General features: G+C 69.1%; 5 protein-coding genes. 4 read left to right on the top strand and 1 reads right to left on the bottom strand.

What is annotated here, in order from left to right:
* Nucleotides 1-32: 32 nt before the first annotated feature.
* A complete protein-coding gene (locus tag AC07VH_RS02190) occupies nt 33-200 on the bottom strand; it encodes a hypothetical protein (RefSeq protein ID WP_475417629.1) in 168 nt (55 codons plus the stop codon).
* A gap of 94 nt (nt 201-294) precedes the next feature.
* Between AC07VH_RS02190 and AC07VH_RS02185 the strand changes: the two genes are divergently transcribed.
* The 4 genes from AC07VH_RS02185 (at nt 295) to AC07VH_RS02170 (ending at nt 16,628) form a co-directional block, all read left to right on the top strand.
* Complete coding sequence (locus tag AC07VH_RS02185; protein ID WP_230538010.1) at nt 295-672, top strand: hypothetical protein; 378 nt, start codon at nt 295-297, stop codon at nt 670-672.
* 182 nt (nt 673-854) lie between these two features.
* Nucleotides 855-4,523, top strand: a complete 3,669-nt coding sequence (locus tag AC07VH_RS02180; RefSeq protein ID WP_494786615.1) for a hypothetical protein — start codon at nt 855-857, stop codon at nt 4,521-4,523.
* Nucleotides 4,520-6,019 (top strand): hypothetical protein, encoded by a 1,500-nt coding sequence (locus AC07VH_RS02175; protein WP_494786614.1) that lies wholly within the window; start codon nt 4,520-4,522, stop codon nt 6,017-6,019. Before AC07VH_RS02180 ends, AC07VH_RS02175 begins: the two co-directional genes overlap by 4 nt.
* Nucleotides 6,020-6,086: 67 nt before the next feature.
* Complete coding sequence (locus AC07VH_RS02170) at nt 6,087-16,628, top strand: LysM peptidoglycan-binding domain-containing protein (RefSeq protein WP_494786613.1); 10,542 nt, start codon at nt 6,087-6,089, stop codon at nt 16,626-16,628.
* Nucleotides 16,629-16,633: the final 5 nt, after the last annotated feature.

The following is a 16,633-nucleotide window of genomic DNA, read 5'->3' as shown; positions in this document are numbered from 1 at the left end:
AATAGGCATAGAATCGCTACTCGTGATGCGCATCAACCGGCATGCTTATATGCCGAATAGCCGGAAACTATTTTTTGAATAAGTAAATAAGAAATATATTCATCCATTCCGGATTGATGAATATCAAATGTCTTGTCTTTATTTGAAATTGCGTATTGTCCTGCCATATTTTTATGGCATGGTCGCAAAGCCGTTGCCATACCGTTTTCCACCGACTTACCCAACTGCCCCGGACCTGTCGGCCACGGGGCGCCCACCGCAAGTGCAGGCCGATATCACCTCATGGAGAATGTCATGTCTAACTTACCTCGCGTCGAAGTCACCAACCATACGCTGGCCGCCGGCCAAAGCGTCACTACCAACACCACGCCGAACAGCCTCGCGCTGTCCATCGCCAGCAGCGACAGCAACAACCAGACCGGCATCGCCTTCCAGTTCCAGGGCCGCACCACGTACTGGAATCCCAGCGTCAGCACCGGTTTCACCACGGCCAAGCTGGCCAGCGACACGGGCAATGGCGTCGTCACGTGGAAAGCCGGCCTGACGGTCACCTACTCGCCGCAAAGCACGGGGCTGTACAACGTGCTGCTGTCCGGCGACATCGTCGACAGCGGCACCGTGTACACCTACACGGGCTTCGTGCTGGCCACCTTCACCTCCAACTCGCAGTAAGCGGCGGTTCCGCGTCCGCCTGCGGGCGGGCGCCCCGGATGGCCGCCCGCCACCGCATCCAGGCAGCCCGCCTGGCCATCCGCCGCCCTTTCCGGGCCCACCCGTTGTAAACGATTGCGATGCCGCGCGGCGCGCCATGCCGCCGCATCGCAGCCCGAGTCGCGTCTTGAGTGGAGGTTGTCATGGGTTTCAGCTTCGTCGCCACCGATCCCGCCAGCAAGGTCAGCCTGTATGAAGCGCCGCCGCGGGCGGGCCATGCCTGGGCCGGCTATTTGCTGCCGCCCGTCGCGCCGCCGGCCACGCCCCCGGACAGCATCGGCTATGCCGACAGCCTGTCGCCGCAGCGCATGGGCAGCTACGTGTTCGCCAGCGCCCGTCCGGCGGCACTGGAGGCGGCGCCCGGCCCCTTCATCGCCGCCCTCGCCGCGTATATCGACCTGCAGTCGTCGGCGCCGGGACTGAACCTGAACGCGCTGCTGTGGCTGCGCGACGCCGATGCGGCGCCGGCCGATCCCTTCAAGAACTACGGCTGCAGCTACAGCTATAACCCGCTGACCAAGGGCTTTGCCACCAGCACCAACGTCAATTTCCGGCTGGGACAGGACCTGCTGTTCAACGTGCTGTCCGGCGTCGGCCTGTCCATCGACGCCGCCAACGGCAGCCTGCGGCTGTCCGCGCCGCTGGCGACGCCGCCGGCGCTGGCCTTCCAGCGCAACGCCGGCGATATCGGCATACGCGTCACGGGCAGCGGCAATACGATCCGCACTTTCGTGCCGCTGGAGGGCGCGAATGCGGGCTGCCTGACGTTTACGGCCACCGTCAACCCTGCCGTCACCTTCGGCCCCGGCGGCCTGGCCGTCGGCTTCCCCCTGAGCGCGCGCGACACGGCCAGCGGCCAGCTGCAGCAGCTGTTCTACCCGGCGCTGAGCGCGCCCGCCGCGCTGCCCGCCAGCCTGGCCTGGGTCGGCACGGTCGACCCGCTCGATCCCTACAATCAGAAGCTGTCCGCCCAGGCCAGGCTGGAAGGCGTATTGCGCTGCGGCCTGCTGCCGGCCGGCCAGCCCGCCTTGCCGTCCACCTACCGCACGGCGCTGGGCCATGCGACGGCCTTGCTGCCGCTGGGCGCCGCCAGCGGGCAGCCGCCCGTGATCGGCCTGCAGTCGGGCGCCCTGGCCTTTGGCTGCGCCGCGCGCTCACCGTCTGCGCCCGCGACCAGCAAGGCCCTGGTGACGCCGGCCGGGCGCTTCGGCCTGAGCGCCAGCGGCCAGGCGGCGGGGACGCAGATAAACTTGTTATGCGGCATCTTCGGCTCTGAACAGCTGAGCATGACCACCTATGACGGCGCCGCGCCGGAGAACGACAGCCTGCTGTTCGTGCCCGCCTCGCCCGCCTTCGCGCCCGTCTTCCCGTTCCAGGCCGCGACCCTGGACTTGCCCGATTCCGGCAACGTGGCCACGCCGCTGACGGCCGATTACCTCAGTTGCTGGGCCAGCGTGCTGAAGGGCGGCGCGGCCATGCCGCAATACCATGCGGAGCCGGCGGGCAGTCCCATGTACGGCCTGCCGCCGGCCGCCCGGGAGGCCGCCTTGCTGCGCGCCGTGGCCGCCGACACCGTGCTCGCCTCGACCCCGCCCGCGCTGCCCGTGCCGCAGGGCGCCGCGCACGCCTTTCCCCTGCTGCCGTACGGCGGCGCCGTCAGCGGCGGCCCGCTGGACATCGATGCCGCCCTGCTGTCGAGCTTTGAAAGCAGCATCGTGGCCGCCACGCGCAAGGCCGTCATTTCCAGCGGCGCCGGCGCCACCTGGCAGGCGCGCGCGGCCGCCAGCCGCCGCGTGCGCGGGCTGGCCGCCGGCGAAGCGGTGGCGGAAGCGCCGCACTACCGCACCACGCCGCAGGGCGCCGTCGCCACCGTGTCCAGCCAGGCGCAGGACCAGGACGCCTTCCTGTCGGTGACCCTGGGCCAGACCCTGGGCGCCGGCGGCCAGGTCTTGCCGTTCGGCTTCCGCTTCCCGGACGCCACCTTGCAGGATGCCTTGCAGACCAACCAGCTGTTCCTGGTGGCCGTCAACGCGGCCCACCTGTCGGACGGCGGCGCGCGCTTCGACAATACCGTGGGCATCGCGGGCTGGACCATGCAAGCGCAGGTGGGCGTCGGCGTGACGCCCACGTCCTACCGCAACGTGATGCTGCTCAAGTATTGCAGCGGCAGTGTCAGGGAACGCGTCGCCAATCCGAACGCCTGGTCGGGCGCGCCCGATTTTTCGCTGGCCGCCGACGCCGGCCCCGGCGTCCAGGGCATCGCCTACACGGGGCTGTCGCAGTGGCTGCAGGATCTCATCGAAGCGGCCGAGGTGCTGGCGGCGGACAAGCCCGAATCGCCGTACCGGCATTTCCTGGAACTGGTCAGCGATCCCGCCTGGACGGGCGTGCTGGTGCTGCAGGCGGACCTGGATCCGTCCAGCCTGCCCGCTGGCCTGCAGGGCATCGCGGCCGGCCTCGACCTGACGCGCTTCGTCGCCCACCATTTCGGCTTCACGGCCAGCCGCGTGACGGTGCATGGCGACGGCAGCATCACCCTCGACGGCAATTCCAGCACCTTCGGCCTGGTCGACTACCAGGACCCGGCCTTCGCCGCCGGCCAGCGCAACGGCTTGCCGCCCGATACGCCCATCGCCCTGCCCGACACCGACAACTATGCGTTCCGCGTGCTGCAATTGCAGGTGCTGTTCGACAATGCCGTCATCAAGACCTTCAAGAGCTACGTGCAGCTGGCCGTGAATGGCCTGCTCGGCTCGCGCGTGACGGCCACCACCTTCGGCGGCAATGCGATGCCGAACAACGGCGTGGTCCTCGACGGCAGCTATATCGACCAGAATGGCACCGGCATCTACATCTTCGAGCAAGCCACGCCGTCGATATTCAGTCTCGACAGCAACCTGCTGCGCCACGTGGCTTTCCAGCGCATCCAGTTCAACTGCCTGGGCACCACGGACGCGGGCGCGACCGTGCTGAACCGTTTTTCCGTCTGGGGCACGCTGGACTTCGCCAGCCTGGACGACCGCACGGGCGCCGCGCTGGACCTGCTGTCGTTCGGCGCGCTGGCGCCGGACCTGCCGCCGGACGGCGAAGGCCTGGCCTTTTCCAACCTGGTGATCGACATGCGCTATCCGCAGACGACGCCGTCGGCCGTGCGCTTCGACGAGGTGACGGCCAACCTGGCCTACGACCTCGACGCCAGCCAGGCCAGGCCGGACAGCCTGTTCAAGGGCTTCGGCCTGGAACTGTCGGGCTTTATCGCCGCCGCCGACGGGCAAAAGCCGGCCGATTTCGGCTTCCTGCCCGTCAGCACGGCGCTGAACCTGGGCACGCTTGGCGGGCCCTGGCACGGCGTCGTGTACGACGTCACCATGGGCGGGCCGGGCGCGCTCGTCTCGGCCGCCGGCTTCCATTCGACCCTGCTGCTGGCCTGGTCGCCCGCCAGCACGGCCGGCGACGACGAGCAAGCCGTCTTCGTCGGCCTGTCGCTGCCGGGCGCGGCACCGGGCGCCAGGCTGATCAGCCTGCAAGGCATCTTCAAGCTGGCCATCGACAATATCGGGCTGATGCGGCAAAAAGTGCCCGGCGGCGACTCCTACTATTATTGCCTGCGGCTCGACAACATCGCCATCAAGTTCCTCGGCATCGCCAAGCTGCCGCCCGACGCGAACATCCAGTTCTTCCTGTTTGGCGACCCGAAGAATACGGGCAGCCTGGGCTGGTATGCCGCGTACATCGCCGATGCGGCCGCCCGGCAGGAGCCGGAACTGTCCGCGCTGCCATTGCCTGCCATTTCATTGGGGAGCGCAGCATGACCAACGTCGTGTACTGGAATATCGAGAACTTCGGCATCAACAAGGTCAACAATCCCAGCCGCAAGCGGCCCCGCTATGGTGAAGGCGGCCGCTGCGGCGGCAACCTGCCGGCCGTGGCCGCGCAGCAGCGCTGCAACCACATCCTGACCATCCTGCGCGCCACGCAGCCCGATATCTTCGTCCTGATCGAGGTGTCGGCCAGCGCGGCCGGCGCCGGCGACCTGGCGCCCGACACGGGCGGCCTGCAGGGCGCGATCTTCCTGCTGCAACAGCTGCGCAACGACGTCGCCGACCCCAACCGCGCTGCCTGGCGCATGGTGCCGCCGCTGAAAGTGGGCACGGGCGGGCGCACGGAATCGGTCGCCGTGCTGTACCGCGGCATATCGGGCACGGTTGGCACGCCCACGGAAGTGCGGCGCTATTTCACGGGGCCGAACGTGTGGACGGGCGGCGGCGTGTCGGCCGTGGCGGCCGGCGCCGTGCCCGCCGCCTACCCGGCCGGGGGCGCCGGCGCGTCCAACATCCAGGATTTGCTCAACCCGCCGGGCCAGCCGGCGCGCACCATCCCGGCCGGCGCGCAGTACAACGGCGGCCTGGCCGAGGGCATGGCGGCGGCGCGCATCGCCTTCGCGCCCGCACTGGCGCCAGCCACGCCGCCCATCGCTGGCGGCCTGGTCAATTTCAACGGCTTGCGCCAGCCCTTCATGGTCAGTTTCGTGGAAACCAACCAGGCCAACGCCATCACGCGCAACCTGACCCTGTTTGCCGTGCATGCGCCGCCCAACCACGGCGGCGCCACCAATTTCATCAATATCCTGCTGCGCGGCGTGCTCGACGTGGCGGCGGCGCCTGCCGGCGCGCCGCACAATGAAATCAAGCTGATCTGCGGCGACTTCAACCTGAACGCCATCTACGCGCAGCCGCCCGCGGCGGGCGGGCGGACCACGGCCTACGACCAGTTGCGCGCGATCAACTACATACCGCTGCTGGACCCGCCGCCCGTCATGCCGGCGGCCGCCAACCTGACGCTGGACGCTTACCAGGGCTACCTGGCCACGCATATCCGCCCCAAGCGCACCAAGCAGCAGCTGACGCAGCAATCGCGCTTCCTGTGGTCCGACAATACGGCCGGCGGCCCGCTGCTGGCGTCGCCGTATCCCGGCTATAACTATATCGGCAGCGATATGGTCAGCAACTTTTTCTCGATCGACAATATGCTCGTCAACCCGCTGGTGCCGGCGAATAACTACCAGTTCACGGTGATGAATCCCGTCTCGGGCACGCCGTTCGCGCTGGCGGGCGCCATGCCCCCTGGCGTGCCCACCGGCACGCGCCCGCTGCCCGCGCAATTTCCGAACGTGCCTGCCGGCATGGCCTGGCCGCAATCGCCGGCGGCCGTGTATGCCGTGGGCCAGGCGCGCACGCTGAACGGCTGGGCCAATTACGGCTACCTGCGCAGCACCAGCGACCACCTGGCGCTGTTTGCCGTGCTGTAGACAGAGCGTCCGGGCGGGTGCGAGCGTCCGCCCTGGACATCATGACTGATTCAAGGAGCAAGTTCGTATGGCCACCACCGATACCGCGCTGGAAAACCTGCAGCAAGCCATCGTCAACGCCGCCAGCAGCGGCCCGTTCGCCCTCGATGCCGCCTTCCTGGAAGCGGGCCTGGCCGACCCGGACGTCGCGCCGCCCGAAAAATTCGACGCCATCATCGGCCAGGCCTTCCAGATCGACGCGGCGCGGTTCCTGATCAGCTGCGCGGCCGCCGACGTGGGCGCCGTCAGCGACGGCGTGTTTACGGTCAGCAAGGCGAGCCTGCCCTTCATCGGCGGCCTGCTGCACACCCCGGCCACGCTGGTGTTTTCCACGCAGCCTGCCGCCGCGCGCGCGCCGGGCGCCAACGACGATGACGACGGGGATGACGCGGCCGTGCTGGTGGTGCAGGTGGCCGCCAGTCCCGCCGACTGGAACTGGGACAGCAGCTTTCCCTTCATGGGCGGCTGGCCGTTCAGCGAGTTGCCGCTGGCGGACGCGCTGCTGGTGTTTTCCAGCGCCGACGGCGTCTATCCCTGGGGCGGCGACGGCGCGCTGTCCGTCACGGGCGGCGCCAAGCAGAACCTCAGCGCCAGTGTGGCCCTGCCCGCCTTCGTCACGCCCTTTCTGGAACTGTTTTCCGACCTGGCGGCGCCGCCGGGCAAGCTGCAGATCGGCGGCTACCTGGACATGGCACTGTACGACGGCAAGACGTTCGAACTGGGCGGCCTGATGCCCAGCGGCGTGCTGTCGGCCACGCTCAGCGAGCTCGACTGCACGTTCGCCGGCTACCTGCGCGTGGCCGCGCCCAGCCTGACCGTGACGATCCCGCCGCCCGTCGATGCGCCGCCGCCCGACGCCCTGCTGCTCGACGACGGCATGCAGCTGCTGCAGCGCGGCGAAGGCGAACCGGCCGACGAGGAAGCGGCCGACGGCGACCAGGCCGCCACGCTGGCCCTGACGGCCACGCTCAGCGTGGAAGGCGCGGGCGCCGCCGACTACACGCTGTCGCTGCTGCTGCAGCCATCGAACGCCGACGGCGACGGCAACTACACGGTCAGCCTGGAAGCGGGCAGCGACGGGCCGCCCCTCAGTCCCGGCGCCGCCATCAGCCTGATCGGCGGGGGCGCCAGCTATTTCCGCGCCACCCCGGCCGTGCTGCAGGAGTTCCTGACGTCGTTCGGCCTCGGCGGCATGACCATCAGCGGCAGCATCCCGCCCAAGGCGGTGCCCACGGTGGACCAGGTCACGCTGCAGCTGCGCAGCGTGCGCGATCTCAGCTGGCAGCCCATCCCGGCGCCCACGCCGGCGCTGAGCTTTACCGTCACCTCGTTCTTCCTCGACTGGACGGCGTACCAGCCGCTGGCGAGCAAGGCCAGCGGAAAGTCGCGCTATGAATACCTGTTCGGCACCACCTTCACCCTGTTGCCCACGGTATTTCGCAACCTCGACGGCACGCCGGGAGGCGAATTCGAGGTGCAGTTCAACTCGGCGCAGCTGTTCCAGGCCAGCTTTCCCGGCAAGGCCACGCTGTCGGATTTCCTGTCCGTCGTCTCGAACGGCCTCGTCAGTCTGCCCGACAGCATCCAGGCCGAGGTGTCGAATATCGTGCTGAGCATAGACGGCGCGGCCCAGTCCTTCGCGTTTTCCAGCGACTACGCCATCAGCCTGTCCTTCCTGACGGTGGGCGGCGCGCCCATCCTGAGCATTTCGGAAGGCCAGATCAGCCTGTCGGGCATCAGCGCCACGGTGGCCGCGGACAAGCAGGAAGGCGCGCTGGTCCTGGCCGACACCGGCAAGGCAGGCGCCGGCACGGCCTGGGCCGGTTCCATTTCCGGCTTGCTGGGCGTGGGCGCCAGCCTGCAGGCGGCCGTCAGCGTGGCCTACAGCAGCCAGGAAACGCCGCCCCGCTGGACCCTCTCCGCCTCGCTCGCGCAGGAACTCGACGTGGGCGAGATGATCAAGCAATTCTTTGCCGCCGGCGGCATCTATGATTTCCCCGTCTTCTTGCCGGGCAACCTGAAGATTTCCGCGTTCGCCATCGAAGCGGTCATTCCCAGCGGCAAGCCCAGCACGGACCTGGCCACCAGCTACACGGTCGACACGACCTTCACCTGGCTGTTCCTGCTCGGCCAGCAACAGATCGGCTTGCAGAAAGCCACGCTCTCGGTGCAGTATGACGGCGCCAAGCCGGCCGCGCAGCAATTCTCGGGCAAGGCCGATGCCGTCTGGATCTATACCGCCATCAATCTGAAACTGGGCTTCGGCTATGCGTTCCAGCCGACGGACAAGGGGCCGAACCACACGCTGTACGTGAGCTGGGAAGGCTTCACGGCAACCTATACCAGCGGCAACGAGATGCTCAGCTTCACCCTGGCGGGCTGGTCGCTGGGCAGCCTGATCCAGGCGCTCGTGCGCACGCTGGGCGATCCGTATTTCGTGCTGCCGTCGCCGTGGGACTTGCTGAACCAGGTCACGCTGGACGGCCTGTCCATCAACGTGTCGCTGAAAAGCGGCGAAAAGAACCGCCTCAGCGCCACCTACACGCTCAGTTCGCCCCTCAACCTGGGATTCATCGTCATCCGCAGCATCGTCTTCAAGCGCAATACGGACGGCAAGGTGACCCTGGCGCTGGACGCCAGCGTACCGCCATTGCTCAAAGGCAGCATGGGCGACTTGCTGGACCCGAACAAGGGACAGGACGTGGAAGAGATGCCCAGCGTGCCGGGCGCCGGTTCCAGCTATTTCAAGGTCTTCCTGCTGATGCTGGGCCAGCGCGTGGCCATCAACGGCGCGACCGACTTCAGCTCGACCAAGGCCGTCATCGACGCGCTGGCCGGCGTGCCGCCCACCACGGGCAAGAACAATCCCGTCAACCCGGGCAGCGGCGTGCCGGGCCAGCCGTATTACCAGCCGGACAGCAACTGGCTGATCGCCGCGCATTTCGGCGTGCTGCAGACCGCCGGCGTGTGGGCCGTCGACGTGCAGATCGTCTTCAACGATCCCAACCTGTACGGCTTGCGCCTGACCCTGGGCAGCCCCAAGATGGGCGGCCTGGCCGGCCTGGTGGTCGATATCCTGTACAAGAAGATCAGCGACGACGTGGGCCTGTTCCAGATCGACTTCACCTTCCCCGACAGCATACGCAACCTGAACTTCGGCGCCGTCAGCGTGGTGCTGCCGATGATCGGCATCAAGATCTACACGAATGGCGATTTCCTGATCGACATCGGCTTTCCCTACAATATGGACTTTACGCGCTCGTTCAGCTTCAGCGCCATCGTCTACGGCGTGCCGGTGATGGGCTCGGGCGGCGTGTATTTCGGCAAGCTGTCGAGCGCGACGGCGACGCAGGTGCCGAAAACCGAGCTCGGCTATTTCAATCCCGTCATCGTCTTCGGCCTGGGCCTGCAGCTCGGCCTGGGCTACAACTTCGTCAAGGGGCCGCTGAAAGCGGGCTTCGCGCTGACCGTGTTCGGCATCATCGAAGGCGTGATCGCCACCTACCATCCGTACGACCGCGCCAACGCCGTCGCGCTGGCGAATGCCGGAGCGTCCGGCAGCGTCCAGGAAAGCAGCTACTTCAAGCTGACGGGCACGTTCGGCGTGATCGGCATGCTGTACGGCGAAGTGGACTTGAAGATCATCAGCGCTTCGCTGCTCGTCAACATCACCGTGTCGGTGCAGATCGGCTACGAATCCTACCGCGCCATCCCCCTGTCCGTGACGGCTTCGGTGCGCATCAGCCTGCGCGTCAAGATCGACCTGGGCATCTTCAGCTTCACCATTTCCGTGGGCTTTTCCGCCACCGTCAGCGCGCAATTCCGCATCGGCAGCGACAGCCGCGCGCCGTGGGATGGCGGCGGCGCGCTGCGCCTGGACAGCCTGGCGCGCGGCCGCGCGCGCACCTTGCCGATGGAATTGCAGGCCGCCATGCTGCGCGCCGGGCCGCGCCGCCAGCCGCGCCGCGTGCTGCGCACCGGTGCCAAGCCGGTGCTGCAGCTGGTGACGGCGCCGCAATTCACGGTGCTGGCGCCGCAGGGCGCCACGGCCAGCAGCGCGCAGCAAGGCGCGTTCGTCTGCCTGTTCGCCATGGATGCGCCGGACCCGGCCGCCGGCGGCGCGGGAACGGGCACGACCTCGTTCGACCTGCTGTGCACGGCGTATTTCCCGTGGCTGCTCGACGCCTTGCAGCCGGCGGCGCGGGACGACGGCGCGGCGCTGGACCTGGCTGCCGCCGCGGCCGCCAGCGTCACGCTGGCGCAGCTGGTGGCGGGCATCCAGGTGCTGGCCGACCCCGCCATGCAGCCATTCGGCATGGGCGACCTGCTGCAATTGCTCGCCGACAGCTTCACCGTGAACATCAGCGCGCCGGGCGCCAATATGGACGGCGCCACGCTATTCCCCCTGTTCGACGGCCTGCGGCTGGACGTGCCCGACCCGCAAGGGGGCGCCGGCACGCAGGCGATCGACCTTGAGACCTACGCCACGGCGACGGAACAGTACCGCAGCACGGTGGCCGGCGTGCTGCGCCAGGTGGCCGCCAAGGTGGGCAAGGCGCCCGCCAGGCCCGCGCTGCTGGCGCAGGACGATGCTGAGCCCGAATCGATGGCGGCCTTCATCTTCGTCGACGTCTTCAGCCTGATCGGCCGCGCGCTGCTGCAATCGGCCATCGATGCCTTCGACAATTACAGCTATGCGCTGCAGCCGGGCGACAGCATCGCCGGCATCGTCGCCGCCTTCAACGGGGCCGGCAACGCCATCGACGCGGACGACGTGTCGCTGCCGAATGCCGCGTACCCGCTGAACGGCGCGCTGCCGCTGCAGGTCGGCGGCCTGTCCGCCGTGATCCAGGCCGGCGATACGCTGGCCGCCATCGCCGCCCGCTACACGGATCCGGCCGGCGCCGGCGGGCGCTGGCAAACCACCGCGGCCCAGCTGATCGGCGCGAATGCGGCGCCGCGCGCGCTGCGCACGGGCGTGACGCTGGTCTTCGACTTCGGCGCCGGCGCCGTCAGCCACGTCACCGCGCCCGGCGACAGCTTCGGCGCCATCGCCGCCGCGCTGGGCGTGCCGCTGGCCGCCCTGGCGCAGCAGGCGTCGCTGTATGCGCGCGCCGACCTGCTGCTGCCGACGGCCATCCTCGCCGTGCCGCCGCTGGCCTATGCCTCGGCCGCCGGCGATACCCTGGCCGGCATCGCCAGCCGCTTCGCCGCCACAGTCGCCGCGCTGGGGCGCGACAATGCCGGCGTCGCCAATCTGTTCGCCGCGGCCCCGGGCCGGCTCGCCATCGCCCGCCTCGACGCCTTGCCGCTGGAGCAGCTGTGGCAAGGCGTGCAGGCCAGCGGCGCCGTGGCCCAGGCCGCCGGCCAGGTCGCGCGCTTCGTCACCTATGGCTTGCGTCTGCCAGTGGCGCCGGGCCTGAGCCTGTCGCCGTCCTTCCTGTATAGCAAGACGCAGACCGACTACGCGCTGTACCAGCTGACGGGCCAGCAATTCCCCACGCCCGCCAGCGCCGCCGGCGGCTACCGCATCGGCCTGGGACGCAATGCCATGTCGCATGGCGTCGCCCTCGATTTCATCACCTTCGCCGGCGCGCCCGGCACCAGCCTGCCCATCGACCTGGACGCCGCCTACGGCTTGCTGTCGGGCGTGCTGGCGTATGCGCAGGCGGGCAGCTTCGTGCCATCGCCAACGCTGCAGATCCTGCCGCTGGCTTCCTTGCAGCCGCGGCAATTCCCTGCGGCAGGCTACGCCGCCTGGATCACCGCCGACCTGGCGCGCCTGACGGCCGTGACGTCGGGCGACGCTACGGCGGCGCGCGCCGCCGCCAGCCAGGCCACGCCCGCGCCGTATCTGTGGCAATTGCCCGACGCCATGCTGGCCAGCATCGCCCAGCGCCAGGACACGCTGCAGGCGCTGTACACCCAGGCGCAATACGCGGACATGCTGGCCCTGATGCCCGCCTATCGTCCCCGCATCGGCAACACGCCACCGAACAGCAGCAGCACGGTGTTCCAGGACGTGAGCGGCTATGCCTACGCCACGCGGGTGGACTTCCAGATCACGCGCATGCCGGCCGCCACCGTGGCCACCAACGACGCCAGCGGCACCGCATTGGCCAGCGCCGCTACCCTGGCCCACGTCTACGAGCTGGTGGGACCGTCGGCCGCCGATGCCCAGCGCCTGCAATACCTGCTGAGCGGCATGGCCGCCGTGGGCGAAACCCTGGCGGCCGGCCTGTTCCTGCTGTACAGCGAAGGCGGCAGCGACCAGGTGGCGCTGACGGGCCAGGCCGATGCCGACTACCTGTGCTTCCTGACGCAAACCAATCTGTCCACGGAAAGCCATCCGCCGGCCAGCCGCATGCTGCTGGACGCGGCGAATACCGCCTTGCCGCGCGGCATAGCCAACAGCCCCTCGCAATTCATCAAGCTGCTGTGGGAGCAATCGGTGGTGCGCGGCGGCGGCTACTATCTGTATTTCGAGGACATGGTGTCGGGCGCCGGCCTGCCCCCTTCCGTCTTCGACGCCACGGGCACGGCCACGCTGACCCTGGTGGTTCCGCTGGCGCGCCAGGCGGCCGGCGCCGCCGGCACCGTGCCGAACTTCGTCAACGCCCTGCTGACGACGCAGGCGATCGATCCGCAGCAGGACGTGCTGGTGTTCGAATCGCTGAGCAAGCCGGCCAGGACCCAGCCATTGGCGCGGGCCGCCACGGCTACCCTGGCCGCCCTGGCCGCCACATACGGCATGGGCGTGGGACAGCTGGCGCGGCAAAACGCTGTGCTGCCGCTGCGCGCCGGCGCCAGCGTGCCCGTGGCCGGCATCCTGCACCAGCTGAACCAGCAAGACATGGCCGCGCCCGCGCAGGCGCTCGAGCGGCTGGCCGCGTATTACTCGGCCGGCGCCACCCCGCTGAGCGCGGCGCAGATCGCCGCCTACAATCCCGGCGTGACGGTGGCGCTGGGCGCGACCATGCGCATTCCGCCGCTCGTCTATCGCGTGCCCGCCGCCTCTGACGGTCCCGGCAATACCTTCGCCGCCCTGGCCGCCTACTATGGCCTGTCGGTGGACGCCCTGGCCTTGGGCGCGGCCGCCACCGAAGGCCTGTACGCCGATGGCGCCGTGCTCGACGTCAACAGCCTGGCCCTCGATGCGCAAGCGACCTTGGCGCCGGGCAACCTGTCATTCCAGCTCGAGCGCACCAACGACGGCGTGCCCGTGCTGCCGCCCGATCCCACGCCGCAGCAACAGCGGCAGTATGCGCAAGCGACCCTGTCCGCGCTGTACAACACGCTGTCGGCCGGCCTGGGCGCCAACCCGTATTTCCTGCCCAGTCCCTACAGCCTGCCCTTCGGACCGCAGGACCATGCGAACGACGGCGACGGCGACGGCGATGGCGAAGCGCACCGCCGGCGCTATGCGGCCGCGGCCCTGGCCGATTACGACTACCGCCAGGCGCTGGGCTACCTGGGCAACAACAGCCAGGGACGGCCGTTCGCCACGCTCAATGCGGCGCCGGCCAATCCGCCGGCCGGCCTGCCGCCCGCCGCCGACAATCCCTACCTGGGCGTGGGCGGCCATGCGTCGCTGGCCCTGCGCTGGCAAGACCTGTTCGGCAACACCACCGTCACGCCGTTCGAGGCGCCGCCGGCCGGCTACACGGGTGCATTGGACCAGGCCCCCGCCGCGCTGCGCTACACGGATCGCCTGCTGGGCCTGTCCTCCTGGCCGAAAGTCCAGGCCAGCTACCTGTATGGCACGGATGCGGGCGGCGCGCCCGCGCTGCTGCTGACCTTGCGCATGGATGGCCTGGCCTACGCCACGCCCGCCGATGCGATGCAAGATTTGCCCACCTACCAGCGCCTGTACTTCCAGCTGCACCAGGACTATACGGGCCTGGGCGTGCCCGGACTGAGCGGCAATGCGGTGAGCATCTGCCTCAGCAACTCCCTGCTGGCCACGCCGCTGCAGCCGCTGGGCGAGGCCCAAGCGCGGCAGGTGCGCGACTTCGCCGCCGCCTGCGCCATCTACCTGCAAACCCTGGCCGGCGGCGGCAGCGCCACGGCGCCCGCCGCCACGCTGTCGGTGCCGGTGCCGCTGGCGCAACTGGCCGGCGCCAACCGCATCGCGCTCGACGTGGCACTGGTGCTGACGCGCCAGGCCATCCTGCTCGATCCCGTGCTGGCGGCCCTGCCGGACGGCGCCAGCGTGGTCAGCGCCGTGCTGCCGCAGGCCGACACGGATGGCGGCGCGTCCAGCTACACCACGTTTGCCAAGGCGCTCGAAGCGTGCCTGAAGACGCCGCAATGGTCGATGCGCGCGGGCGCGGGGCTGACGCGCGTGGGCAGCGCCGGCCAGCAGACGCAGCAATTGTTCGCCGTGCGTTTCAGCGACACGCCCGGCCAGGGCATCCATTTCCGCCTGGGCCAGCAGGCCAGCTACTATGCGCCGCTGCCCGTCGCCAATTCGCTGGAAAGCCGCACGGTCAGCATCGACGCCTATCCTGGCAATGCGCCGCATGCGCTGACGTTCAACAGCGTCGACCTGAACCTGTGGCTGCAAAGCTGTCTCGACGCCGTCGACAAGTTCCTCTCGGCAACGTATGCGCCGCCCGCCTACATCCTCGATCGCCTCAACGGCATCGCCGATCCGCTGCAAAGCGGCCAGCTGGGCCTCGTACTCAAGGCGAAACAGACGCTGGCCGACGCCATCAGCGCCACCGTCAGCCCCGTGCTCAGCAGCAGCGCCGCGGACGAAGCCACGCGCGTCAGCGCGGCCGCCACCATGCGGCAGCAGCTGCTGACCACCCTGGGGCCGGCCTTTGCCGCCGGCGCCGTGGTGGTGTACGGCGTGGACCAGGTCACGGGCGCGGACGGTATCTACGCGGCCGGACCGCCCGCGCTGTACGGCCAGCCGGCCGGCGCGGGCGCCGCCGACGGCACCGCGGACGGCGCGGCCGGCGACGGCAACCAGAACTACACCTTGTTCCCGACCCGGCTGCCGCTGCAAGGCGCGGCCGCCCCGGACCAGAGCCGGCTGTCATTCAACTTCATCTCGAAGAATGTCGAAGGCCAGGCCTATGTACCGCTGGACTTGCGCTATCAGATCACGCACATGGAATTCGACCAGCAGTTCGTGCCCGGCATCGAAAACTACGCGCAAAGCCAGTGGCTGCTGTTCATCACCGGTCCGTTCGAGGTAGCGCTGGGCAATGGCACGCAATATATCCCCGTGCTGAACCGCGCCCTGCCCGTGCCGCCCACGGTCAACCGGCAGACCGCCACCGCGTCCGCCGCGCCGCAGGCCGGCCGACTGCGCCTGGCCGCAGACGGCTTGCAGCCGGCCCAGCTGGCCCAGTGGGATTACGGTTTCAGCTATACCTATCGCCAGGCGGCGCAGGATGCCGTGCACGTCAGCGTCGTGCTCAACGTGCCGCCGCAGGCGGCCAGGCTGTCCGCGGCGGCCGGTCCCGACCTGTTCACGGCGCTGGCCGCCTTCGTCAGCAACTATCCGCTCATCTCGGCCGACCTCGACGCTTTCCTCGCGCCCCTCGACGGCAAGCAGGACACGGTCGATAGTATCGCCAAGGCAACACTGGCCACCACCGCCTTCCAGCAGCTGGTGACCCAGGTGGCGGCCAGCTATGGCGGGCATTTCGGCGCCGCGCGGCTGGCGGCGGCGCAAGGCGAGGCCAGCGTGGCCGTGGAATTCGACGCGCGCCTGGAAGACCACGACGGCGACGCCTGGTACGCGCTGCTCAATGTCACCGTCGGCGGCGCGCCCGCCACCTACGACCCGCAGGCCGGCACCCTGAGCAATGGCGCCGTCAGCGTGCCCGTGCCCGTGCTCGACATCGATGCGCAGCAATACCGGGCCACGCCGGCCGCGCCCACGCCGCCCGATGCGCTGCTGGCCTACCGCTACGCGGCCATCGCCGCCGGCGCGCCCGACCTGTCGTTCGCCGCCGCGCTGGCCAATACCGGCCGCGAGGTGCGCATGCCGGGGCTGAACGTGATGGTGTACAAGAATGCCCAGGCCTCGCTGTACGTGCAGCGCAACCGCTACCTGTGCCCGCCCAGCCAGACGCAGGTGTCGACCATGTCCGCCTTCCTGTACCAGACGCCGGTCGTCAAGTTCAGCGACCCCATCCTGCCGCGCCTGAGCTGGCAAGGCTATGATTTGCGGCAAGTCGCACCGGTGGGCGGCAGCGACGTGGCGGCCTACATGAGGGGCTTCTTCAACGCCCTCTTCACGGGCGCCTCGGGCAGCGTGCGCATCGCCATGGATGGCAGCTATTCCTACAGCGTGATGCCGGCCGTGGCGGACTTTCCCCGCACCTCGCTGCCGGTCAGCCTGCTGCCGGCCGTGCTTGCGCCCATCGATGCGGCCCAGCCGCCCGCCGCGCCGATGGCGCTGGTGGCCCAGGTGCAGCAATGGTATGACACGCAGCAGCCGACCACGGGCGGCGGCGCCGCCATGGATTTCCGCCTGAACTTCTTTACGGACGGCGCGCCCGAGCAATTGCTGCTGTCGCTGGAAGACGTGCGCTGGGTGGTGCGGCCCTGACGCGG

It is taken from the genome of Janthinobacterium sp. GW821-FHT03C10 (assembly GCF_059420865.1).
Note: the sequence above shows the minus strand (reverse complement) of the source record. Positions and strands in the feature narration are given on the sequence as shown.

Coding starts and splice junctions, on each gene's coding strand:
- AC07VH_RS02190 (WP_475417629.1), bottom strand. CDS start 200: ATGGCAACGGCTTTGCGACCATGCCATAAAAATATGGCAGGACAATAC.
- AC07VH_RS02185 (WP_230538010.1), top strand. CDS start 295: ATGTCTAACTTACCTCGCGTCGAAGTCACCAACCATACGCTGGCCGCC.
- AC07VH_RS02180 (WP_494786615.1), top strand. CDS start 855: ATGGGTTTCAGCTTCGTCGCCACCGATCCCGCCAGCAAGGTCAGCCTG.
- AC07VH_RS02175 (WP_494786614.1), top strand. CDS start 4,520: ATGACCAACGTCGTGTACTGGAATATCGAGAACTTCGGCATCAACAAG.
- AC07VH_RS02170 (WP_494786613.1), top strand. CDS start 6,087: ATGGCCACCACCGATACCGCGCTGGAAAACCTGCAGCAAGCCATCGTC.